General features: G+C 43.8%; 18 protein-coding genes and 1 pseudogene. 10 read left to right on the top strand and 9 right to left on the bottom strand.

What is annotated here, in order from left to right; genetic code table 11:
• The 4 genes from VTH8203_RS11240 to VTH8203_RS11255 form a co-directional block, all read left to right on the top strand.
• Positions 1-194: transposase (locus tag VTH8203_RS11240; RefSeq protein ID WP_167385784.1), on the top strand; the 194-nt coding region annotated here is incomplete at its 5' end.
• Positions 195-365: 171 nt separating this feature from the next.
• Positions 366-1,574 carry a multidrug efflux MFS transporter EmrD gene (gene emrD / locus VTH8203_RS11245; RefSeq protein WP_096993767.1) on the top strand — a complete coding sequence of 403 codons (1,209 nt, stop codon included), beginning with the start codon at positions 366-368 and terminating at the stop codon, positions 1,572-1,574.
• Between the two features lie 267 nt (positions 1,575-1,841).
• Positions 1,842-3,935, top strand: coding sequence for a transporter substrate-binding domain-containing diguanylate cyclase (locus VTH8203_RS11250; RefSeq protein WP_096993768.1), 2,094 nt, complete (start codon positions 1,842-1,844; stop codon positions 3,933-3,935).
• Positions 3,936-4,070: 135 nt separating this feature from the next.
• Positions 4,071-4,619, top strand: a complete 549-nt coding sequence (locus VTH8203_RS11255; RefSeq protein WP_158296122.1) for a DUF3124 domain-containing protein — start codon at positions 4,071-4,073, stop codon at positions 4,617-4,619.
• 51 nt (positions 4,620-4,670) lie between these two features.
• Here VTH8203_RS11255 and VTH8203_RS11260 read toward each other — a convergent pair.
• A pseudogene (locus VTH8203_RS11260) lies at positions 4,671-5,725 on the bottom strand (TRAP transporter substrate-binding protein).
• Between the two features lie 308 nt (positions 5,726-6,033).
• On the opposite strand from VTH8203_RS11260, the gene VTH8203_RS11265 reads away from it, so the two are divergent.
• The gene (locus tag VTH8203_RS11265; RefSeq protein WP_096993770.1) at positions 6,034-6,654 is read left to right on the top strand and encodes a LysE family translocator; all 621 of its coding nucleotides are present in this window, start codon (positions 6,034-6,036) and stop codon (positions 6,652-6,654) included.
• A 31-nt stretch (positions 6,655-6,685) separates the two neighbouring features.
• Here the strand turns inward: VTH8203_RS11265 and VTH8203_RS11270 are convergent, their stop codons facing one another.
• Both VTH8203_RS11270 and VTH8203_RS24525 read right to left on the bottom strand, forming a co-directional pair.
• Positions 6,686-8,896, bottom strand: a complete 2,211-nt coding sequence (locus VTH8203_RS11270; RefSeq protein WP_096993771.1) for a hypothetical protein — start codon at positions 8,894-8,896, stop codon at positions 6,686-6,688.
• Entirely contained in the window at positions 8,883-9,059 is a 177-nt protein-coding gene (locus tag VTH8203_RS24525; RefSeq protein WP_158296123.1) for a hypothetical protein, read from the bottom strand. The genes VTH8203_RS11270 and VTH8203_RS24525 overlap by 14 nt, the downstream gene beginning before the upstream one ends.
• 449 nt (positions 9,060-9,508) lie before the next feature.
• Here VTH8203_RS24525 and nirB point away from each other — a divergent pair, with 449 nt between their 5' ends.
• The 4 genes from nirB (at position 9,509) to cobA (ending at position 14,232) form a co-directional block, all read left to right on the top strand.
• On the top strand, positions 9,509-12,067 hold the full coding sequence (gene nirB / locus VTH8203_RS11275; RefSeq protein ID WP_096993772.1) for a nitrite reductase large subunit NirB: 2,559 nt from the start codon (positions 9,509-9,511) through the stop codon (positions 12,065-12,067).
• Positions 12,068-12,069: 2 nt separating this feature from the next.
• On the top strand, positions 12,070-12,393 hold the full coding sequence (nirD, locus tag VTH8203_RS11280; RefSeq protein ID WP_096993773.1) for a nitrite reductase small subunit NirD: 324 nt from the start codon (positions 12,070-12,072) through the stop codon (positions 12,391-12,393).
• 99 nt (positions 12,394-12,492) lie between these two features.
• The gene (locus VTH8203_RS11285) at positions 12,493-13,353 is read left to right on the top strand and encodes a formate/nitrite transporter family protein (protein ID WP_096993774.1); all 861 of its coding nucleotides are present in this window, start codon (positions 12,493-12,495) and stop codon (positions 13,351-13,353) included.
• 126 nt (positions 13,354-13,479) lie between these two features.
• Positions 13,480-14,232, top strand: a complete 753-nt coding sequence (cobA, locus tag VTH8203_RS11290) for a uroporphyrinogen-III C-methyltransferase (RefSeq protein WP_096993775.1) — start codon at positions 13,480-13,482, stop codon at positions 14,230-14,232.
• Positions 14,233-14,672: 440 nt separating this feature from the next.
• Here cobA and VTH8203_RS11295 read toward each other — a convergent pair whose 3' ends face one another.
• The 3 genes from VTH8203_RS11295 to VTH8203_RS11305 all read right to left on the bottom strand — a co-directional run bounded on the left by VTH8203_RS11295 (position 14,673) and on the right by VTH8203_RS11305 (position 17,946).
• Entirely contained in the window at positions 14,673-15,296 is a 624-nt protein-coding gene (locus tag VTH8203_RS11295) for an OmpA family protein (protein WP_244181199.1), read from the bottom strand.
• Between the two features lie 101 nt (positions 15,297-15,397).
• On the bottom strand, positions 15,398-16,855 hold the full coding sequence (locus tag VTH8203_RS11300) for a glyceraldehyde-3-phosphate dehydrogenase (RefSeq protein ID WP_096993777.1): 1,458 nt from the start codon (positions 16,853-16,855) through the stop codon (positions 15,398-15,400).
• A 320-nt stretch (positions 16,856-17,175) separates the two neighbouring features.
• The gene (locus tag VTH8203_RS11305) at positions 17,176-17,946 is read right to left on the bottom strand and encodes a siderophore-interacting protein (protein ID WP_096993778.1); all 771 of its coding nucleotides are present in this window, start codon (positions 17,944-17,946) and stop codon (positions 17,176-17,178) included.
• Positions 17,947-18,190: 244 nt separating this feature from the next.
• Between VTH8203_RS11305 and VTH8203_RS11310 the strand changes: the two genes are divergently transcribed.
• Positions 18,191-18,412, top strand: coding sequence for a hypothetical protein (locus VTH8203_RS11310; protein WP_096993779.1), 222 nt, complete (start codon positions 18,191-18,193; stop codon positions 18,410-18,412).
• Between the two features lie 111 nt (positions 18,413-18,523).
• On the opposite strand, the gene VTH8203_RS11315 is transcribed toward VTH8203_RS11310, so the two are convergent.
• The 3 genes from VTH8203_RS11315 to tnaA all read right to left on the bottom strand — a co-directional run bounded on the left by VTH8203_RS11315 (position 18,524) and on the right by tnaA (position 21,783).
• Positions 18,524-18,907, bottom strand: coding sequence for a Rid family detoxifying hydrolase (locus tag VTH8203_RS11315; protein WP_096993780.1), 384 nt, complete (start codon positions 18,905-18,907; stop codon positions 18,524-18,526).
• Positions 18,908-18,989: 82 nt separating this feature from the next.
• The gene (locus VTH8203_RS11320; RefSeq protein ID WP_096993807.1) at positions 18,990-20,204 is read right to left on the bottom strand and encodes an aromatic amino acid transporter; all 1,215 of its coding nucleotides are present in this window, start codon (positions 20,202-20,204) and stop codon (positions 18,990-18,992) included.
• A 118-nt stretch (positions 20,205-20,322) separates the two neighbouring features.
• Complete coding sequence (tnaA, locus tag VTH8203_RS11325; RefSeq protein WP_096993781.1) at positions 20,323-21,783, bottom strand: tryptophanase; 1,461 nt, start codon at positions 21,781-21,783, stop codon at positions 20,323-20,325.
• Positions 21,784-21,997: the final 214 nt, after the last annotated feature.

Genomic DNA, 21,997 nt, shown 5'->3' on the forward strand with positions numbered 1-21,997 from the left:
AAGAAGGCATCTGTAACTTTGCAAAGTATGACCGACTAACCAGCTCTATAATCGAGGCTGGCAATGTATCAATAGGATTGTTGCGTAGAAGAGCTCGCGGGATAAGAGATACCGAATACTTCAAACTGAAGATTAAACAGCTTTCAGTACCTGAGGTAAGTTCAATATTATACCCTTCTGTCAAGCTCATCTAAGCGGAGAAGAGCCATTTTTACTTATCCATTTTCTAAATATTTATCTTGATTAACCTCACAATTTTTTATTGCTTGAATCTGTGTCTTTCTCTAATATCTGCGCCCTATCACCGACTCTGTCGAATGCTAAGAAAAATACACTAACTCCTGTAGATACGAGACAAAAACAAAATGGCATCCAAATACCCATTAGCAAAGCTGACCTTTTTGATCGCAATTTTGACCGCTGTTGGTCAACTGACTCAGACTATGTACGTACCGTCAATTGGTCAAATGGCTCAGGAATTTCGCGTTAACCCAGCAATGCTACAGGCGGTCATGGCGTGTTACTTAATTCCTTACGGCCTGTCTCAGTTTGTCTACGGTCCGTTATCAGATAGATTAGGACGTAAGCCAATTATTATTGTGGGTCTTGGGATCTATCTTATTGGTGCCCTGATCAGTTTGTTCGCTCACTCTTTTGAATTATTTCTACTAGGTAGCTTCGTTCAAGGTGCTGGCATTGGTAGTGGTGGTGCCATGTCTCGTACTCTGTCTAGAGACTGTTTCTCAGGCGAAGAACTTCACCGAGCAAATAGCATTATTAGCATGTGCGTGATCTTTTCACCACTGCTTGCTCCCGTACTTGGTGGCTTGTTGACTGAAACAATGGGCTGGCGATCTAGCTACCTATTTTTAACACTGTTTGCGGTTGCAGTGGTCATCGTTATGGCCTCTAAACTTGTTGAAACCCTGCCTGTAGAGCGACGCAGTCACCGTTCAGCAATGGATAACTACCGATTTGTGCTCTCTGACAAACGTTTCCAGGGCTATGTTATTTGCTTGGTCGCAACCTTTGCCGGAGTGGCGGTATTTGAAGCAGCAGCTGGCGTATTGTTTGGTGGGGTGTTAAAACTCTCAGCGTTAACGGTTAGTATTTTGTTTGTCCTGCCCATTCCTGGCTATTTGTTGGGCGCTGGGCTGTCATCAATCATTGCAAAGCGCTACGGAAACAAAGCGGCATTTAAGTTTGGTCTCGTCTCCATAATGTTGGGCGCTGCGATCGTTCTTATTCCCGGTTTACAAGGCTCTACCGATGCTTGGACACTGACTATTGGCTCAACAGTATACTTCCTTGGCGCCGGTGTTTTATTTCCAGCTGCGACAACTGGAGCGTTAACGCCGTTTCCAAACCATGCTGGGACTGGCGGAGCCGTGTTAGGTGGCATGCAAAACCTCGGTGCAGGCTTAGCAACGTTAGGTGCCTCGGTAATTCCAGCAACTAGTCAACTACCATTAGGCGTGATTATGATGGTGATGGCATTACTGGCTATGTGGGGACTTCATATCGCCAAGCGTGACAATGGACCTAATAATGCCGACGGCGCAGTTATGGTTTAATGACACTTTAGTCACAAAGGCTACCTTGTTGACGGTAGCCTTTGACGCTCTTTATCGCGCGCAGCATGTGCCCCTCTCCCAAAACTCGCCTTAAACATGCTCTTCCCCCTTACTGTGATATTCATTCCGTGAATAATACTCCTATCTCAGTTTTCGAAAATAAAACCTATTTTAATGTTAATTCAGCTACTTAGCCTTGTAATCTGCATCTTTATAATTAAACTGGCGTAATATCTCTGATTCATCCCAAGCAAGGAGTTATTAGAGTTGAACCCGAATCGCGTGCTCACTATAACAACCATGCTCTTTCGCATGGTTGTGCTGATCGTACTGATCGGAGTATCGCCCGCATCTTTCGCGCAAACGGCTCTTCAAAAGACATTTGTTGTCGCGGCACACGAACGAGATTTTATCGCTCGATTTATTTTTTCAACCATAGAGAAGCAATCCAACATTGCATTTCAATACGTAAATTATCCTGATTTTAGTGATCGACTCGAAGCTGTTGAAAGTGGTTATGTTGATTTTGCCGCTAATGTGACTTTTACAAAAAACCGCTCATCACGCTTCATCTTTTCTCAGCCTATTAATATTGAGCCAACTTACTTATTCAATATCGAAGGCAAACCCTTTGATGACATGCATGTGATTGGAACAACCATCGGAACGGCATTCAATGACATTATCCAGCGTTATTATCCCAACAAACGCGTTTTGAGTTTCAATGACTATGATGTTGCACACGAAAGCTTACTGGCAGGTGACATTGATGGTTACATAGGCACCTTTTTGCAACTAGAGAACTTTCTATCAGCTGGATTCAAAGCCGCTTCTATCAATGATCGGCTTTCTATCCCTCCGGTTTCCATTGTCACGAACAAACCACAAAACCAACCCCTACTCACCTTATTTAGTGACATTATTGCTCAAGATGAGGTCGAAAAAGAGATTCGTCAATTTATCGATGATTACATTACTGAAATAGCGATCAAACAATTACGGAAAAAGGTTAAATCGAGCGGTTTAGATTTGGATGCTACCGTTGAGATCTATCTCAATCCTCGCCCACCCTATGTTTTTTCTAGTTCCAGCGATCAACCTACTGGTATATCAGTCGAGTTTGCCAAGAAAATATGTACGCTGAACCAACTCAAATGCAACATGGTTTACGATCCGACTGAAACATGGTCGGCGTCTTTACAAAAGCTCACACTCGGTGAACGGGATGTCACCCCCCCCATCACCGACTTTGCACACCGCCAACATTTACTCTGGTTTAGTCGGCCATACGCCACCATCAACGGCGTCATCGCTAAACGTATTGGTTACAAAGAAGAAGTCTATCGGCATATATCAGAGCTGTTTGCAGAAAAAGTTGGCGTTGTGGAAAACGATGTCTTTTCTTCTGTCACTCGACGTTCATTACCAAATAAAACCTTAACCTACTATTGCAATACCGAGCGACTCATCAAAGGCCTTATTACAGGCGAAGTCGATTACGCCGTTACCAGTAAGGTAACCTTGGATACCTTACTGTATGAAAACACTATTACCAATGTCACTGAAGACCGTCATTTTCGTCCTTTCTATCAATCCGATTTAAGCTTCGGCTTCCCTAAAACTGAACGCGGACAAACGCTCGCTCAACTGTTTAATCGAACCTTAGATTTTATAGACGCCGATGCCATTAATCGTCACCACCAACCACCAGCAAAATGGCGTGAGCTAAACGAAAAAGAAAGTGATAAACGTCGCTTGAATATCATCAATGCCCTATTAGCATTGTTGGTATTAGTGACGTTCCTGTTTGGTTACATTACTAACCATCGTGCCAATCATGATGCGTTAACCAAACTTAAAAATCGCCACGCGTTAAACCGAATTAGTAAACAATTCCTTGATAAGGATAACGGGCTAATATATATCGATCTCAATCGCTTTAAACATATCAACGACACCTACGGCCGTACGGTTGGCGACCAAGTATTGCGCTGCTATGCGAAACGCTTGAGAGAAACTATTGATGGAGAAATTTATCGAATTGGTGGTGACGAGTTTGTCGCTATTACCGAGTGTTCGACCGATGAATTAGACAGCATACTTAAACAATTAGAAAGCTATCCATTTATCGTAAGAGGCAGCGGCGTAACGTTAACACTGCACGCGTCTCTCGGTGTTTTCCCACCTAACACTAGCGCGCTCCGTATAAAACAACTGCTGATCTATACCGATTTCGCCATGTATGAGGCCAAACGTAATGATAGCGTTCGAAGTATCATTATTGATGACAATAAACTTACCGACCTGATTGCTATTCATGAGCCATCTAAACGTTCGTATCAACCTACTCCAGAACTTTGATTCCCGTGATTTGAATATCACAATTGCTAACAGAAAACCTCGTCTTTAACACTATGATTTTGCGTTGATTGGAACACTTTTCACGCTAGGTCGAATATAATGGCTAGAGCAAAATCAACAGTAATAGGAGACTTTATGACAGCAAAACATAATGCTAGCCAGTTCGTGTCCATTCTCTCAACCATACTTGTCATTGGACTGGCCATCTACCTAGGTAGCTTGGTGAAATCTGTAGATACCATTGAAGAAAAACTCAGCCATCAAGCGCAGCAAATAGAAAGAACCTCTCTTAAATCGACAAATGGAAGCACAGACGATACCTATCACTCTTATGTCCCTGTTTATTCACATATCTACACCGATGGCGGTAAGGCGGTATTATTAGAAAGTACGCTGGTGGTGCGAAACACCGACCCTAGCGCCAATATCAATATTCACAGCATCAATTACTACGACACCAATGGACAATTGGTACGAGAATTTGTCTCTCAAGGTTACAAACTTGACGCCATGTCGAGTTCTGAATACTTAGTTGAAAAGCGCGAAGTCAGTGGCGGTGCGGGAGCCAACTTTCTAATTCAATGGTCAAATCCAAATCAGGCTTCCGCCCCTATCTTTGAGGCGGTAATGATTGGCTCTGGACACGGAAAAGACATCTCGTTTACCAGTCGAGCACCCCAATAACCAATCGCCCCGCACAAGGCGGGGCGCTTGGTTGCAACCGAGCATGTCACGTTAGTCAGCCTGGTCATTCAGATAAGCTTGAAGGGAGATATTTGTCCATTCACGCATTTTTACTAAATAGCTCGCTTGTGAATCGAGTATCTCTTTCGCCAACGCGTCGTTGGCCGCTTGCTGTTGAAGTGACTCTGCATTGGCTGTTTTCAGTGCATTGATCACTTCCGGTGGGAAAGAACGAATCTTAATATTTGGATACTCTGAACTCATCTTAGACCAACTATTTGCGTTTTCATGTAGGGCTTGTGTGTACATATCAAACGCCGCTACACGGAAGGAAGTCTCTAAGATGATTTGCAGATCAGCTGGCAAAGATTCCCACACTTTTTTATTCACTAGGAACTGAGTCTCCGAACCTGGCTCATGCCACGCCGTGTAATAGTAAGGCGCGATTTTTTGAAAGCCCATACGCAGATCAAAGGCCGGTCCGACCCACTCTAACGCGTCAATGGTGCCTCGCTCCAACGAAGTATAAAGCTCACCCGGTGCAATATTGGTCGGTTTAGCGCCCACTTTTGCCAACACCTCACCCGCGAACCCAGGGATACGCATCTTTAAGCCTTTTAGGTCATCAACGGTCTTAATCTCTTTTTTAAACCAGCCGCCCATTTGAATATCGGAATTACCACCAGGGAAGGACAACAAGTTATGTGGTGCATAGACTTGCTGCATGAGTTCCAAGCCACCGCCATGATAGAACCAAGAGTACTGTTCCATGGTCGTCATTCCAAACGGCATGGATGAAAAGTACAACGTATTCGGAACCTTACCTTTCCAGTAATACGAACTTGAATGTCCTAGGTCATATTGACCGGACTTCACCATATCGAACACCCCAAGAGGCGCTTTGTGCTTGTTGGCAGAGTCAACTCGGATAATCAAGCGACCATTTGACATTTCCTTGGCCAATTTGGCCATGTTCTTACTCGCATCACCTAAAATCGGCGTGTTTGTCCCCACGTTTCGGCCAATTTTAGACGGTATACTTTATAGTCAGCATGCACTTGAAAGGTCGCCACAGCAGAGAGAGACGCAATCACAATAGTACTCATTCGACGAATGGTTTTTTGAATTCCATTTCTTAGTTTCCTATATACGTTGTTAGATAGCTCAACAACAATGAATGTAAACATTATGTATGTCAAAGTGTTACCATTGAGGCTTACTCTATTTAACAGAACGATGCGTCTAATATTTGACCAATTAGCCCTATTTTATCATTTTAAGGACTTAACCACTCTATTTAACGCTAGCCTTTAACGAACGAAAAATATTCCATTCTGTTTAATAAATTGATAGTTCTGTCACGAAATCTCTGTTATTAATAGCCAAATTGTTAAATATTCTAAAACGTATCATTATGGATTGGGCAACACTGTCAATATTTATCCCTACTTTCTTCTTCGTTTCCATTACCCCCGGTATGTGCATGACGCTCGCATTGACCATGGGTATGAGTATTGGGTATCGACGCACCTTATGGATGATGATCGGCGAACTGCTTGGTGTTGCTGCGGTTTCTCTTGCCGCTATTCTTGGTATCGCCGCCGTTATGTTGAAATACCCAGAGATCTTCACCATGTTTAAAGCGGTCGGGGCAACCTACTTGTTTTATCTCGGTATTCAAATGTGGCGTTCAAGAGGCAAATTGGCTATTACATCAGATGTCGAACAACAAACCATACATAACGACTGGGATCTGGTCGTTCAAGGTTTTGTTACTGCCATCGCCAACCCAAAAGGTTGGGCTTTTATGATATCGCTGCTGCCACCATTTATCGATCAATCAAAACCGATGCTTGGGCAAGTATCTATCATGCTCGGTATTATTCTGTTCAGTGAGTTTGTTTGTATGACGATCTACGCGACCGGAGGAAAAGGGTTGAAACGAACATTAGGCAATGCAAACAACGTACGAACCATGAACCGTATTGCGGGTGCACTCATGTGTGGCGTTGGAGTTTGGTTATTTCTGGGATAAAAATTGGGCTCCGATATGGAGCCCATTGATTTTATTGTGTCACACCTGCAATCACCGCTGGCTCTCCTGTCACCTCGGGCATACTGCCGATATCGGCACTGCCTGTGACGGAAGTTGGGACCGCAACAGCAGGGTCTTGCAAGCTTAATTCGTTGCACTCAGACGTTGCCAAAGGTTTCATCAACTCTTCAATTTCACGAGCCTTTATAACGTATTGATTGCTCCCTCCCATAACGACACCATCGTCGATTGAAAAGGCAGCACGGTAGTGATCATCTTCGTCATTTTTTATATTTGGAATACCCCATAGATTACCATTTCCTCCATAGTTGAGCATAAAGGTTTGGTTTTCATAGTCACCAGCATCACCATTTCGGTCATTGGTGTTGGTATGAACATAACTGAACTGAATTGGGCGGTCGAAACTAACGATATCCCCAGATTCATTGCGCACTGTAGTCAATCGATTCCAATTATTGACCCCTGTTTCCCACACATAAAACTCTTGCACAACGTTAGGATCGTAGATCTCCCAAGAATTTGAAATAGATTGTGACGATAGAACCATTGGCCCTGTTCTCACCCCCCAATGGTGTGGCGTAGATTCAAGGTCTGATGAGGTGATAGACGAATCAAAATGAACCGCTTCGCCGCTGGTTACGCTAACGAGCGTAAGTGCATTAACACCATCAATCGAGAACGTAAACTGATAAGCAGTCCCCTGCTCAGTTTCAAATGGACTATTCTCTCCCCAATATTGGGCGATCTGTTGGTCATCAATAGTGCCTTTAGGGCAATTATCGTAACAAGTTAGTGTGATGGTACCGTTGTTAGGAAGTGCAGCACCACCTTGTTGTGACCCATCAATAAAGGTTTGGACATAATAAGTTATGCTATCCTCTCCATTGAGATACTTCACTTCTCCGCCGAGCTGCTCAGAATACATGTATAAAGTGTCGTAATCACCAAGCGATATTACGATGGGTGTTTCTAGCTGCGTCACACTCGGACCATTATCCGTCCAAGACAGCTTACCCACTTTAACGAACTGTTGATTGCTGTAGTTCACGACCCATTGATCGAAAGAACTGTCTTGATAGACATCATCATCCCAATAGTTAAAGTCGATCCCTGCTAATTCAGTGAGCGCTAACAAGTTCACTGTGTTCTTTATTAGACGACCCGGTGCTGTCACGACTGTCAGAGTTTCCTGCTGTCCGTCGCTATCTTTCACTACGGTATCACCATTACTGAACTGATGACCGCTTTCGGTCCAAAGTCCCCAGTAATCGACAAAACCGTAGCTATCGTTATTGCCATTACCCGCAGTATCATAGCGAATAGGAAAACCACTATTGAGTCCGACCGCAGCCCCTGTCGATGCATCAAATAAATCATATCGATGCACGTGTGATGAAAATTCTGTCCGACTCAAACATTGAGAGCCAGTTGCAAAGTCTCCTGACTTGTAGGGCAAATCATCAAAACCGCCATTGGTACTCTGAACTAATACACGATTCTCATTGAATGCTAGTGCAAATGTCTGTCCTCCACTACCGTATTGACCAGAGTATTCCATTCCCGTTAACGCAACGCCTGTGGTTCTATCTTCAGACATGACAACACTGGCAAATTGTTTGTAGGTTTCGTTAGCACTGTGACTACCTTGCTCATAAAGCGTGAAGCCAATTTGTCCGTCAAGACCGGAGATCGTTTTGACTTCTCCTCCTCCTGTTTGAGTGTTTTGGTCAAAATTATCAAAAAAGTCGAAATTAAAGGTGAAATCACCAAAGGGATTAGCGTCAGTAGCGCCATTGTGGATTTCCGCTTTGAACTTAATCGCTTGTTCTCGCTCGTCACTTTGTCCCATATCTGGAAGCCATACACTAACGAGTAGCGGATCTGAATCGGACTCACGAACCACCGAACTAACCGCTTTCATCAACTGGGTTTGATTACTCGCTCCTGACGATTGTCCGCTATCAGCAGATTCATCTTCATCAAAGCACACCGACTCATCAGCTAGCACCAAATAAGGTCCCTGGTTAGCAAACTCAACGCTGTTAAACTGAGCCGTAAAACACAGGATGCTGTTGACAAGTTCAATAGGTTCTAATGCTTTATTCCAGACATGTGATTGTTGCTCGGCGAGCGTATAATCTGTACCAGCGTCGTTGTATTCAGCCTGTATGGACAAAGAGGCCATAACCAATGTTAAGGGCATTAACTTAGTCGTTTTCATTGGTCACTACCTCCAATTGTTCAGGCAGCGAAAGCTGAGATGTCGGAATGGTCTGAGTTTGTGTCTGATTGCCTAAACTGGAGTCTCCCTCACTTCCATTGCAACCGAAGAGTAGTCCTAGGACAAAGGTAGCGATTACCGCTTGGATATTAACTTCTTTCATATCTCCTCCTTGTAATTTAACTTACGAACGTAATTCTCACCAGCTAACCTCGTAATTCGCGCCAGCGAACCTCATTATTAACAACGGTTATAAACACCCTAGTATAGGGTGAACATAAGCTAATAGAACAAGATCCTATATAGATATTTCATTTGCTTATATGCTACGCAATTTGCATGGTCTATGTACGTAAATTACAACATATGTAAAAACAGCATTATTGTATGACAAAAATACTTATACTGTTCTGCATTCGCTCGCGTGGTAAACCGATTGCTATGCTTAGATCCTATAAATCCCCCCTTCTACTATCAACTTGTTGATTAGTTAATCGCCCAGCCTACCCCTTTAGGGTAGTTCAAAAGTGTAATTGATTTACATCATGTTTTAATTTTCTTTCACATTTAACAATGCGCGGAGATTCGAAGAACTAACACTTAGGTATTAATATGAGCAAGATGAAGCTTGTCGTGATAGGAAACGGCATGGTCGGTCATCGTTATCTCGAGGATTTAGTCGAGAAAACCGATATGGCTAACTATGACGTCACCGTTTTCTGTGAAGAACCACGCGTCGCTTATGACCGTGTCCACCTATCCTCTTACTTTTCACACCACACAGCAGACGAACTTTCCCTAGTAAAAGAAGGTTTCTATGAGAAGCATGGCATCAATGTTCTGATTGGCGAGCGCGCGATCAACATTAACCGTGAAAACAAAATCGTTTATTCCAGCACGGGTCGTGAAATTAAATACGACAAGCTTATACTCGCTACAGGTTCCTACCCATTTGTTCCACCTATTAAAGGTAACGAGAGTAAAGACTGTTTTGTCTACCGCACTATTGAAGACCTTAAAGCTATTGAAGCAACGGCGAAGAAAAGTAAACGCGGCGTTGTGGTTGGTGGCGGCCTACTTGGCTTAGAAGCAGCAGGCGCTCTAAAAGCACTGGGGATCGAGACACACGTTGTCGAGTTCGCTCCAGTATTAATGGCGGAACAATTAGACCTTCATGGCGGTCTGCAACTTCGCAACAAAATTGAACGTATGGGCGTTCAAGTTCATACAAGCAAAAATACACTTGAAATCAAACCTGAAGGTAAAGAAGCGCGAAACACTATGGTGTTTGCCGACGGTACTGACCTTGAAGTGGATTTTATCGTATTTTCCGCGGGTATTCGTCCACAGGACAAACTTGCTCGTCAAATGGGCTTGGGTGTTGCACCTCGTGGCGGTATCGAAATCAACAACTTCGCTCAAACTACTGACCAAGATATTTATGCCATTGGTGAGTGCGCCTCATGGAACCGTACGTTCTATGGTCTCGTTGCTCCTGGTTATAAGATGGCGACAGTGGCGGTTGATCACTTAGTTGGTAACGACAGTCAGTTTGAAGGCGCGGATATGAGCGCTAAGTTAAAGCTACTTGGCGTCAAGGTGGGCTCAATTGGCGATGCCAATGGTCGTACTCCTGGATGTAAGAGCTACGTTTACCAAAACGACGAGCAAGAAGTGTATAAGCGTCTTATTGTGTCTGAAGACGGTAAGAAGTTACTTGGCGCGGTCATGGTTGGTGATACTTCTGATTACGGTGATCTGCTTCAGCTTAAACTCAACGAAATCGAACTTCCAGAACACCCTGATACTTTGATTCTGCCTGCGCATGCTGGTTCTGAAAAACCAACATTAGGTGCAGATTCTCTCCCTGAGTCAGCCGTTATTTGTTCTTGCTTTGATGTCACTAAGGGCAAGATTGCACAAGCTGTTGCTGATGGTCATCACACGATTGGCGATATCAAAGCGGTAACTGGCGCAGGTACTGGCTGTGGCGGTTGTATCCCTCTTGTTACCTCTGTCCTTAATGCTGAATTAGCAAAATCAGGCATCGAAGTTAAAAACGACGTGTGTGAACACTTTGCTTATTCTCGCCAAGAACTGTTCCACTTAGTACGTATCGAAGAGATCAAGACGTTCGAAAAGCTGCTTGAGAAACACGGTAAAGGATACGGCTGTGAAGTGTGTAAACCACTTGCAGGCTCTATTTTAGCGTCTTGCTGGGGTGACCACATCCTTAAGCCTGAGCTAGTGAAGTTGCACGATACCAACGATAACTTCCTAGGTAACATCCAGAAAGACGGTACTTACTCAGTTATCCCGCGCATGGCTGGTGGCGAAGTGACTCCTGAAGCACTGAAAGTGCTAGCTGAAGTGGCAGCAGAGTACAACCTTTACACTAAGGTGACTGGTGCACAACGTATCGGTCTGTTCGGCGCGCAAAAAGACGACCTTCCAGCTATCTGGAAGAAACTGATTGAAGCGGGTTACGAGACTGGTCAAGCGTATGCGAAAGCACTGCGTATGGCGAAAACGTGTGTGGGTTCAACTTGGTGTCGTTACGGCGTTCAAGACTCTGTTGGTCTGGGCTCTCGCATCGAGAACCGTTACAAAGGCATCCGTACTCCTCATAAGATGAAGTTTGGTGTATCTGGCTGTACTCGTGAGTGTGCTGAAGCTCAAGGTAAAGACCTAGGTATTATCGCAACCGACGCAGGCTGGAACATGTATGTGTGTGGTAACGGCGGTATGAAACCGCGTCACGCTGATCTATTGGCCTCTGACCTAGATGAAGCAACGCTTATTCAATACATCGACCGTTTCATGATGTTCTACATCCGTACAGCAGCACCACTCCAACGTACTTCAGTTTGGATGGAAAATATGGAAGGCGGGGTCGACTACCTGCGTGAAGTGATCGTTGAGAACAAACTTGGCATCAACGAACAGTTAGAAGCCGACCTTCAACGTCTAGTGGGTGATTATAGCTGTGAATGGAAGAACACGATTGAAGATGAGTCTCAACTTAAACGCTTCTCTCATTTCATCAATAGCCACCTTCGTGATGACAATGTAGTTTTCGTTCAAGAGCGCGAGCAACATCGTCCAGCAACATTTACAGAGAAACACCCAGAAGCTAAGGGTGACATCCTACACGTTGAGTTGGAGAAGTAATCATGGCATTTCAAAAAGTATGTGATATCCAAGACATCATCCCTGGAACTGGCGTGTGTGCATTGGTGGATGGCCAACAAGTTGCGATCTTCCGTCCAACGACTGCGGAAGAAGTCCTAGCAATCAGCAACATGGATCCGTTCTATCGCTCTAACGTGTTATCACGTGGATTAATCGTTGAGCATCAAGGTGAGCTTTGGGTAGCAAGTCCACTCAAGAAACAGCGCTTCAACTTGGCTACAGGTGCTTGCATGGAAGATGAGCACTTTAGCGTAAAAGCATACAAAACTCGCATCACCCAAGGTGCAGTAGAAGTATCAGCATAAGCCTAAAGACTGAATAGCCTATAGGGGTTAGTACCCTAGCCCCTATCACTATTCAATTTCAACTTTTATGTTTCACTTTTATTTAATAGGTACAATTCTATGTCTGCTGATTTTAAACCTGCGCAATTTGTGCAAACCATGATCGATGTTGGCGAAGCGAAAACAAAAACAAGCACTCGCGATCTGCTTCTTCGTGGCACAATGGCGGGTATCATTCTTTCTCTAGCCGTTGTGGTTGCCATTACTACTATGGTTCAGACAGGTATCGGCATCGTAGGTGCTCTCGTATTCCCTGTTGGTTTCGTTATTCTAAGTGTGATGGGCTATGACCTGGTAACGGGTGTCTTCGGTCTTGCGCCATTGGCTAAATTTGCTAACCGTCCAGGTATTACTTGGAACCGTATTTTCCGTTGTTGGGGACTCGTCGGTTTAGGCAACCTAATTGGTTCTCTAATCGTTGCTTATCTTGTAGCAGTGTCGCTAACGGGTAACTTCTCTCTTGAACTTAATGCGGTTGCTAAGAAGTTTATCGCGGTATCAACAGCTCGCAGCCTTGGCTTTGAAAACATGGGCATGGACGGATGGATCACCTGCTTCGTGCGCGCTATCTTCTGTAACCTTATGGTATGCCTTGGCGTTATCGGCAACATGACAGCACGTTCTGTGTCGGGCCGTGTCGCGATGATGTGGTTCCCTATTTTCATCTTCTTCGCACTAGTATTCGAGCATACTGTGGTCAACATGTTCCTATTCCCACTAGGTATGATTCTTGGTGCTGATTTTGGTATCGCGACTTGGTTAAACTTCAACCTAATCCCTACCATTCTTGGTAACATTGTTGGCGGTCTTATCATGACGTGTATCCCGCTTTACCTAACGCACGCTAAAACTGCACCATCTCTAGATGCACAAGCAGACGCGGAAGTGTCACTAAACGCTGAACCAGCGCTAAGCAAATAAGTTTTATTGGCCTCGCAGCATCTGCGAGGCCTTATTAATCGCTGATTTGGCTATAAACAGTATTAACTTTGCCATTATCTGAGTTTTACTTTTTATATCCAAAATTTGACATCGATAGGCATAACTATGACCACTCATCAAACATCTTTAAACGCTAGCTTCGTTTCTCTAGTCGGTGCAGGGCCGGGAGACCCTGATCTGTTGACAGTGAAGGGATATCGCGTGATTCAATCGGCTGATGTTGTCGTTTTCGACCGTTTAGTCTCTAAAGAAATCCTTGCACTTGCCAAACCAGATGCTGAGATGATTTACGTGGGTAAAAAAGTGGATTATCACTGTGTCCCTCAAGATCAAATCAACCAAATCCTTGTTGAGCAAGCACAATTAGGACGTAAAGTGGTTCGACTCAAAGGCGGTGACTCATTCATCTTTGGTCGCGGTGGTGAAGAGCTTGAAACACTTGCAGAACATGGCATCCGCTTTGAAGTGGTTCCAGGGATCACTGCAGCAGCGGGGGCGACAGCCTACGCCGGCATTCCCCTAACCCACCGTGACCACGCTCAAAGCGTACAGTTCATTACTGGACATGTTCAAAAGGGCGGCGGCGAAATTGAGTGGGCATCCTTGGCACAATCGAACAACACGTTGGTGTTCTACATGGGCCTGAAGCAGAGTGGTCGAATTACCGATAAACTGATTACGCATGGATTGGACGAAAATACACCGTGTGCCATTATCGAAAATGGTACCCGCAAAGAACAGCGCGTCTTCCAGGGCCCACTGAACACACTACCGGCAATGGCAGCTGACGCTGAAAGTCCTGCTTTGATTGTCGTTGGCAGCGTAACCCAGCTACACAACAAGTTGAAGTGGTTCTAACGCGACAAAGCCCTACACCCCTTCATTTTTGCAACACCCTATTTTAATCGTCATTCTCACTTTAGTGAGAATCTCCCACAGCGTGTAGATGACTGAAAACATTGGACTAAGTCACGTAAATCAGCTTTGCGACGCGCTGAATGAGATCCCCTTTTTCAAGGGGATGACAGCGATTCTTAAGGCAGTTTATAACCCGAGAAGAGCCACTTCTTAGTTCCGAAGTACTAGTTGTGAAGACTTCGATGCATCCCCATCTACCAGACCATGTCCACCTTACCACCTCAATTAGGCCGTCATCTTCGTGAAAACGAAGATCTTCTAAAACGTGTAGATTACTGAAAATGTGAGGGAAATTAGCTCTTCGACGCACTGAAGGAGCTCCGCTTTTAGTACATACTTTTATCTAAGGGAGAGAATATCAAGATAACTTTGTTGTTAGACTAGTTACTCTCTAGCTTTTCAGACTTATTGGGAGAAAGCCATATTTCAGAGCGTCTGTTTTGAGCTCGTCCTTCTGCCGTTGAGTTACTCGCAATCGGTTTGGTTTCTCCATAAGATCGCACCACAATATGGTTCTGGTTCACCCCTTTTGAAATCAAACCGTTGGACGTGGTTAGTGCTCTTTGCAATCCAAGTGCTTGGTTGTACCCAGCGGGCCCTGTGCTATCGGTATGCCCTTCGACCACAATGATGTTCTGTTTATCTCTCAGCTTTGTCGCAAGGTCATTGAGTGCTCGATTACCCATCGGGCTCAGTGTTGATTGGTCGAAACCAAAATGAAGCCGCGCAAGCAAGTTCTCTGTGTTAATATTATTATTTTTGCTGCCAATCCATGTCACACATTCCGAGGCGTTTAGACCAAGGTTTGAATCCCTGGCTAGCGCATTTTTCAAATCTTCAGTGTCTGATTTTTGTTCGACTTGCAAATATCCTTGTCGGTGCTGAGCAATGCCAATAACCTTGTCGACAGTGACACTATGCTGGTACTCATTAACGCTATTGTCGAAATATACGTTAATCCCCTCTTCTGCTTGGCTCGACAGGCTAGTTGGCAATGTCGACATGACTAGTGCACTAATCACTGCACTAACTCGTGCTGCTTTTGACAGGTGTAAAAAAGCCATCACCTTTAGGTGATGGCTTTACATTGAGAGGCATAAAAGGCTTAACCGATCACTGGGTACGTTTTATATTTCACACCCATCATTTGCTCCATGCAATGCACGACCTGACAACTATAGCCAAACTCGTTGTCGTACCAAATATACAACACACAACGATTGTCTTGAGCAATCGTCGCTTGACCATCGACAATTCCAGGATGACGGGCCCCGACTAAATCGGTAGAAACGATCTCCGTTGAATCGGTGTAATCAATTTGTGCCGACAGTGCTGACGTAAGAGATACTTGGCGCAGATACGCGTTAAGCTCATCTTTTGTCGTTTCCTTTTCAAGGTTTAGGTTCGCCACCGCCATCGAAACATTAGGTGTTGGAACACGAATAGCGTTGCCACTTAGTTTTCCTGCCAACTCCGGTAATGCCTTAGCAACTGCTTTAGCGGCACCCGTTGATGTTAAAACCATATTCAAAGATGCAGAGCGTCCACGACGATCGCCTTTGTGGTAGTTATCAATGAGGTTTTGATCATTCGTATACGAATGAACCGTCTCAATATGACCCGATATAATGCCGTATTTATCATTCACCGCTTTTAAAGTCGGGGTAATGGCATTAGTCGTACAACTTGCCGCAGATACAATAGTATCGTCATCAAGAATCGATTCATGATTCACCCCAAACACGATGTTTTTAATATCGCCTTTACCTGGGGCAGTCAGTAGCACTTTATTTGCGCCTTTACATGCGACGTGCTGGCCTAAACCTTCCGCATCACGCCAAACACCCGTATTATCCACAACCAATGCATTGTTGATACCGTAGTTGGTATAATCCACATCTGCCGGACTATTAGCATAGATGATTTGAATATAATTGCCGTTAACAATAAGTGCTTTATTTTCTTCGTCAACCACTATGCTGCCATTAAACTGACCATGCACGGAATCACGACGCAACAAGCTAGCACGTTTTTGCAAATCACCGTCCCGACCACCGCGAACAACGATCGCTCTCAAGGCTAATGGATAACCGGGGCCACTTTTCTCAACAAGAATACGAGTTAAAAGACGGCCAATACGACCAAATCCGTACAAAACGACATCACGAGATTCAAGGGCAGCATCACTTTCAATGCTCTCTACGAGTGCTGTCATCAAGAAATCATCGATATTGTGTTCATTCTCGTTATTCGTCCAATATTGCTGAGCAAGTTGGCCAATATCAATACAGCATGGTGACAGGTTCAGTTGAGACAGTTTTTCAATGAGAGGAGCAGTTTGAACAATGTCGATGGCTTTTGGAGAATAGTGGCGTGAAACGCGGTGGGTTTTAATGATATCGATGGTCGTTGCGTTAATCAGGGTTTTGCCGAACAAAAGTATTTCAACGCCCTTCTCTCTATACAAGCGACCTAAAATAGGCAGCATAGACTCAGCGAGTGTTTGGTTTAGTTGCCACTGATTCTGATGAATTTCAGTTTGCGAGATGTTGCTATTACTCATAGTAACTGGGGGACCTCTATAAGTTAAAGGCTCGTTACTCCTGGATGTAGGGTACAAGAGATAAAGAGCTGTTTTGGGGATGTAATTGTGTTGTTATATTTTGTGCGCGGAAGTGTAACAAACAGAGACTTAATCTGCTAGGAAAAATAATTGGCAGAACATATAAGGAAAAGTGTGACTTCGGTAGAATTTATGCGGTTTGATATCGACCTTAGCCGCATATTAACGCGACTAAGGGCAAGCTTATTTTTTGCATTCAATCAAGATATGACATAACCAACTCATCACCATTGATGGATAACAAGAGCGGGCGTCTTGTACTAGTTAGCTTCGAACTCTTCGTGGTCTTGCTTTTTGATCACTTTATGACCATCTTCAGCAACACCTCGTTTCCAATAGCTACTAATATAGATATCTTGCCTCGGGATCTCTTTATCATTACGGAAATAACGACGCAGCGCTCTCATTTCATCAAATTCACAAGCACACCAAACAAAAGGGACACCAGCAAGCCACTCTAAGTCCTCGGAGGTTTTAGATAGTGACTCAGTGGTCCAAATCACCCTAATTCCCTTTGGAGCTTCCAACGTTTGTTCATCAGCATTATCTTCGATCTGTATTACTGCATACCCTTTTGCATCGCGTGGTAGCAGTTTCAGCTTAACCGCTAACGCAGGTAATGAGGTCATATCTGCATTGAAGAAAAACCAATCTTTCGTGGGATCAACTTCTTGAACAGTTCCAGGTCCCATGATGGAGATCATGTCTCCCACTGTGGCCGAACTGGCCCAGCGCGCACCAAACCCACACAACTTGTCTTCGGTAATATGAGTGACAAAGTCGACGTCCATTTGCCCTAACTGAATGTCAAGATTGCGGATAGTATAAGTCCGCATCTTAGGGCGATTCTCTGCTGAGAGACCGGTTATATCAGTGCCACCATGCTCATTGAACAACAACTTTATGTATCCACCAACACTATCTGCTGGGAAGGTTTTAAGATCTTTAGAATTGAAAGAGATACGAAGCATATTCGGCGAAAGTTGATTCACATGAGTGACTTTGAGCGTCTTCGGACTTGGCTTGTTCATGATCTTGCTCTTAATGATTATTGTTTTCATTTAAGTCTATCACAACCAATGCAATTGTTATCTCTTATTTTCACTGCTTTACGTTTCGTTGCTCGCTTTATCGCCAAAATTCTGCTTAACAATAATCTACTGATCTCGCATTAACATCATTTCATATTTAATTCCATAATTACTGCTCGTTATTTGACCAGCTTCAAATTTGCACCTATGTTTGATAAGCCGCTCACGGCATAGGAGGTAAAACATGAAGAAAATGAGCAAAGCATATCGTATGCAAATCATCAGACAAGTCGCTGAAAAAAAGCGTCGAGATCAATTCGATGATCCCATGGCGGTGTACATCAATCATCTATTAGATGAAGGGCCTAAATCGGATAATGTCGTTGAATATAAACAAGAATTCAGTGGAAACTATTTTGATGAGAATATAGGGGGTTGGATCAGTAAAACTTGGCAAGCTAAATAACATTACGTTTTTAACATTGCATGATTAATACAATCAAAACTTGGGACTGAGCTGACATGCTCATATTGAGGCGCCAATGTATATCGGTGCCCCCAGACTAGCGTGATTTATTTAGCGTTTTACCGCTATAACTTCAATTTCTACTTTTGCGTCCATAGGAAGGCGCGCCACTTCTACACACGATCTGGCAGGAAACGGCGCATTGTGTGCGTTAAAAAACGCTTCGTATGCGGCATTAACCAAAGCAAAATCGTTCAAATCTTTAACAAACACTGTCGTTTTGACAATATTGTTCGCTTCTAAACCCGCTTCTCTGACGATCGCCAGCGCATTTGTGAGTGATTGTGTCGCTTGTTGTGCGACATCTTCAACCATGGCTTTGGTTTTAGGATCAATGGGTAACTGACCCGATGTAATCACTATATCGCCAAAACTCACACCTTGAACATAAGGGCCAATGGCCGCTGGGGCATTCGTCGTTGCTATCGCTGTCATCGTGTTCTCCTGTTGACTTTGTGGGTTAAGGTTAGCTTGCGATAGACGCCACAAGCTAACAAATAAATGCTGGTTTTTTATGTTAGCCAACAAATGTCGGTAGCATGCCCATCATAGAAAGAATGTGGAATACCGCGGTTAGGACACCAAAGGTGATCACTAAACTGATCATCATTTTACCACCTGGCACTTTAAACCCTTCGCAGCCAGCATGTACTTCACGAGTTCTCTTGGCTAATAAGGCTGGAATAATACACGCCCATACCGTTGCTGCCGCACCTGCATAACCAATGGCAATAACGAAGCCAAATGGGAACAGTAAAGACATCACTAATGGTGGTAAAAACGTCACCAACCATGTTTTTGTGCGTCCTTGTTTGGTGTCTTCAAACTTGAAGAAGTCTGCTAGGAAGTCAAATACACCAAGCCCTACGCCGATAAAGGAAGACAAGATAGCCGCCATCGAAAAGGTGTTGATCGCACTCGCTACTTTGTCAGACTCAATGACTGAGCCTAGAGCTTTAAGTAATGCATCAACATTACCGCCCTGTGCTATAACTGGACCAAAGTCTGATCTTGGAAGGTTGCCAAAAATACTGAACAACCAAAGGAAGTACAGGCTAAGTGCAATCACTGTGCCGCCTAAGATTGCGTATTTTGCTTTCGTTTCTTCGCCGTAATAGGCTCGCATTGAAGAAACGGAGTGATGGTAGCCAAACGACGTAAGAGCAACAGGTAGCATCGCCATCGCATAAGGCGCATACGCATTTTCTTTACTGATGGTGTCGAACAGCACCGCCATATTAACTTTAACGGCTAAACCTGACACACCAAATACAAAGCTCAGAATCATAAATGCAATGAGTACAACGGAAATACGGTCTACTGCACGTGTTGAATGCCAAACAAACGCAGAAAATATTAGTACAAAAAGGACGGATGCGATTTTGGCATTAAGACCAAGTACATCCTGTAATATAAGTCCTGAAGAGGTAATGTAAGCGTATAGTAAAATACCACCTACGAAATAAACGGTGATGTTATTGATAAAATTTATCTTATCGCCAAGTAGATCCTTAGTTACGGTATCAAAAGACACTTTTAAGTCGTAGTGCTTAAATGCTTCTAATAGCATCCAGCCAGAAATTGTCATGACGACCATCGTAATTGCGATTGCTAACATCGACCAGACTGTCCATGCTCCTGCACCCGCGCTTGGTAGGCCTAACATACCTGCACCTACGCAAACACTGGCAATAATACAGGCACCACCTATTAGGGACTGATTCTTTTTCATCATTCTGTTCTCGTAAAATTCACGTTATTGGATTAGGGAGACTCCCCTATTTCTCTGCTTTTATTTTTTGTATTGCTAGAGAAAAAGAGCGCAGCCAAATGACTGCGCTCTGAAGTGATTATGCTTCTTCGAGCACTTTCGCTTCTGGTTGATTTATTGCTGGCTCAACTTCTTTTAGTCGAGCTGTGAAGTGACGTAGAACCTCAGGCTCATAAGTAAAGTCTAATCCTTTAACTTTGTGAGCGTTCTCTTTCACTTTCTCAAATGCTTCAATGACATAATCCATATGCGTTTGAGTATACGTTGCACGTGGAATCGTTAAACGTAGCAGCTCAGCAGGACATGGATGCTGTTTACCGGTAGCAGGATCGCGACCCAATAGTAGAGAACCGATTTCTACCGCACGAATACCTGCAACTTTATATAGCTCACAAGCTAGTGCGTGTGCTGGGAACTGGTCTGCTGGAATATGTGGAAGCAGTTTACCTGCATCAACAAACGCTGCGTGACCACCAGCTTGCTGACAAACCACACCAATAGCTTCTAGACCATCAACTAAGTATTGAATTTGGTTAATACGGTACTCTAACCAGTCTTGACGCATACCGTCATATAGACCTACTGCTAGACGTTCCATTGCGCCGCCTTCTAGACCACCATAAGTTGGGAAGCCTTCTTGAACAACGCAAAGAGTACGACAGTCAGTGTACACATCCATGAAAGATTCATCTTTGAAGCACAATAAACCACCCATTTGAACCATCGCGTCTTTCTTCGCTGACATCGCTAGGCCGTCAGCATACTTGTACGATTCGCGAGTAATCTCTTCAATCGTCCAATCTTGGTATCCAGGTTCACGTTGTTGAATAAAGTAGGCGTTTTCCGCATAACGTGCTGAGTCCATGATAACTGGAATGTCATACTTCTGAGCAATCTCATACACCGCTTTCAAGTTAGCGATAGAAACTGGCTGACCACCTGCAGAGTTACACGTAATCGTACTCACGATGTAAGGAACGTTTACTGGGCCTGCTTCAATGATGGCTTCTTCTAATTTTTCTAGATCAAAGTTACCTTTAAAGTCTGCATTAACCGCAGTGTCAAACGCATCTTTTGTATAAACGTTTTTAGCAACACAGCAGTTAACTTGAGTGTGACCTTGAGTTGTATCGAAGAAATAGTTAGACAGCGCGACCATCTTAGTACGATCTAAGCCTTTTTCTTTTTCACGCTTTTTAATTAGTACTGGGATGTAAATCTGCTCTGCACCACGACCTTGGTGAGTTGGGATCGTTAACTCATAACCGAAGATATCTTTAACCGCATTCGCTAATGCGTAGTAGCTGCGGCTACCGCTGTATGCTTCGTCACCACGTAGCATTGCTGCTTGCATGTCTTGAGTGATAGAGCCAGTGCCACTGTCAGTAAGCAAATCAATAAATACATCTTCACTGTCAAGTAGGAATGGGTTCATACCCGCTTTAATAATTGCTTCTTCACGGTATTCACGAGTGGTACGTTTTACTGGCTCAACAACGCGAATACGGAACGGTTCTGGTAGATGTTTGAAGTTTTCCATTTTATTTTACCTAATATATTTAATTCTTATCTAAATATTTAATTAATGAAAATCAAGATAAGAAATATAATTAAAGAGAACCCTATCCAGAATATATATCCAGATACGATTTAATTTTGTTTCTATATTTAAACCATGTACTTATACAAACCTAGTTCGCATCGACCTCGTCTTAGGTTCTGCGACTGGTTCTTATAGTACGTAGCCATGCGCA

The organism is Vibrio thalassae (assembly GCF_900089835.1).
GTDB classification, from domain to species: domain Bacteria; phylum Pseudomonadota; class Gammaproteobacteria; order Enterobacterales; family Vibrionaceae; genus Vibrio; species Vibrio thalassae.

What these genes read in the sequence shown, in the direction of transcription:
- VTH8203_RS11295 (WP_244181199.1), bottom strand. Translation starts at nt 15,296, where the DNA reads ATGTCGACATTGCCAACTAGCCTGTCGAGCCAAGCAGAAGAGGGGATT.
- VTH8203_RS11305 (WP_096993778.1), bottom strand. Translation starts at nt 17,946, where the DNA reads ATGAACAAGCCAAGTCCGAAGACGCTCAAAGTCACTCATGTGAATCAA.
- tnaA (WP_096993781.1), bottom strand. Translation starts at nt 21,783, where the DNA reads ATGGAAAACTTCAAACATCTACCAGAACCGTTCCGTATTCGCGTTGTT.
- cobA (WP_096993775.1), top strand. Translation starts at nt 13,480, where the DNA reads ATGACCACTCATCAAACATCTTTAAACGCTAGCTTCGTTTCTCTAGTC.
- VTH8203_RS11310 (WP_096993779.1), top strand. Translation starts at nt 18,191, where the DNA reads ATGAAGAAAATGAGCAAAGCATATCGTATGCAAATCATCAGACAAGTC.
- VTH8203_RS11300 (WP_096993777.1), bottom strand. Translation starts at nt 16,855, where the DNA reads ATGAGTAATAGCAACATCTCGCAAACTGAAATTCATCAGAATCAGTGG.
- VTH8203_RS11285 (WP_096993774.1), top strand. Translation starts at nt 12,493, where the DNA reads ATGTCTGCTGATTTTAAACCTGCGCAATTTGTGCAAACCATGATCGAT.
- VTH8203_RS11315 (WP_096993780.1), bottom strand. Translation starts at nt 18,907, where the DNA reads ATGACAGCGATAGCAACGACGAATGCCCCAGCGGCCATTGGCCCTTAT.
- nirD (WP_096993773.1), top strand. Translation starts at nt 12,070, where the DNA reads ATGGCATTTCAAAAAGTATGTGATATCCAAGACATCATCCCTGGAACT.
- VTH8203_RS11320 (WP_096993807.1), bottom strand. Translation starts at nt 20,204, where the DNA reads ATGAAAAAGAATCAGTCCCTAATAGGTGGTGCCTGTATTATTGCCAGT.
- VTH8203_RS11255 (WP_158296122.1), top strand. Translation starts at nt 4,071, where the DNA reads ATGACAGCAAAACATAATGCTAGCCAGTTCGTGTCCATTCTCTCAACC.
- VTH8203_RS11270 (WP_096993771.1), bottom strand. Translation starts at nt 8,896, where the DNA reads ATGAAAACGACTAAGTTAATGCCCTTAACATTGGTTATGGCCTCTTTG.
- VTH8203_RS24525 (WP_158296123.1), bottom strand. Translation starts at nt 9,059, where the DNA reads ATGAAAGAAGTTAATATCCAAGCGGTAATCGCTACCTTTGTCCTAGGA.
- emrD (WP_096993767.1), top strand. Translation starts at nt 366, where the DNA reads ATGGCATCCAAATACCCATTAGCAAAGCTGACCTTTTTGATCGCAATT.
- VTH8203_RS11265 (WP_096993770.1), top strand. Translation starts at nt 6,034, where the DNA reads ATGGATTGGGCAACACTGTCAATATTTATCCCTACTTTCTTCTTCGTT.
- nirB (WP_096993772.1), top strand. Translation starts at nt 9,509, where the DNA reads ATGAGCAAGATGAAGCTTGTCGTGATAGGAAACGGCATGGTCGGTCAT.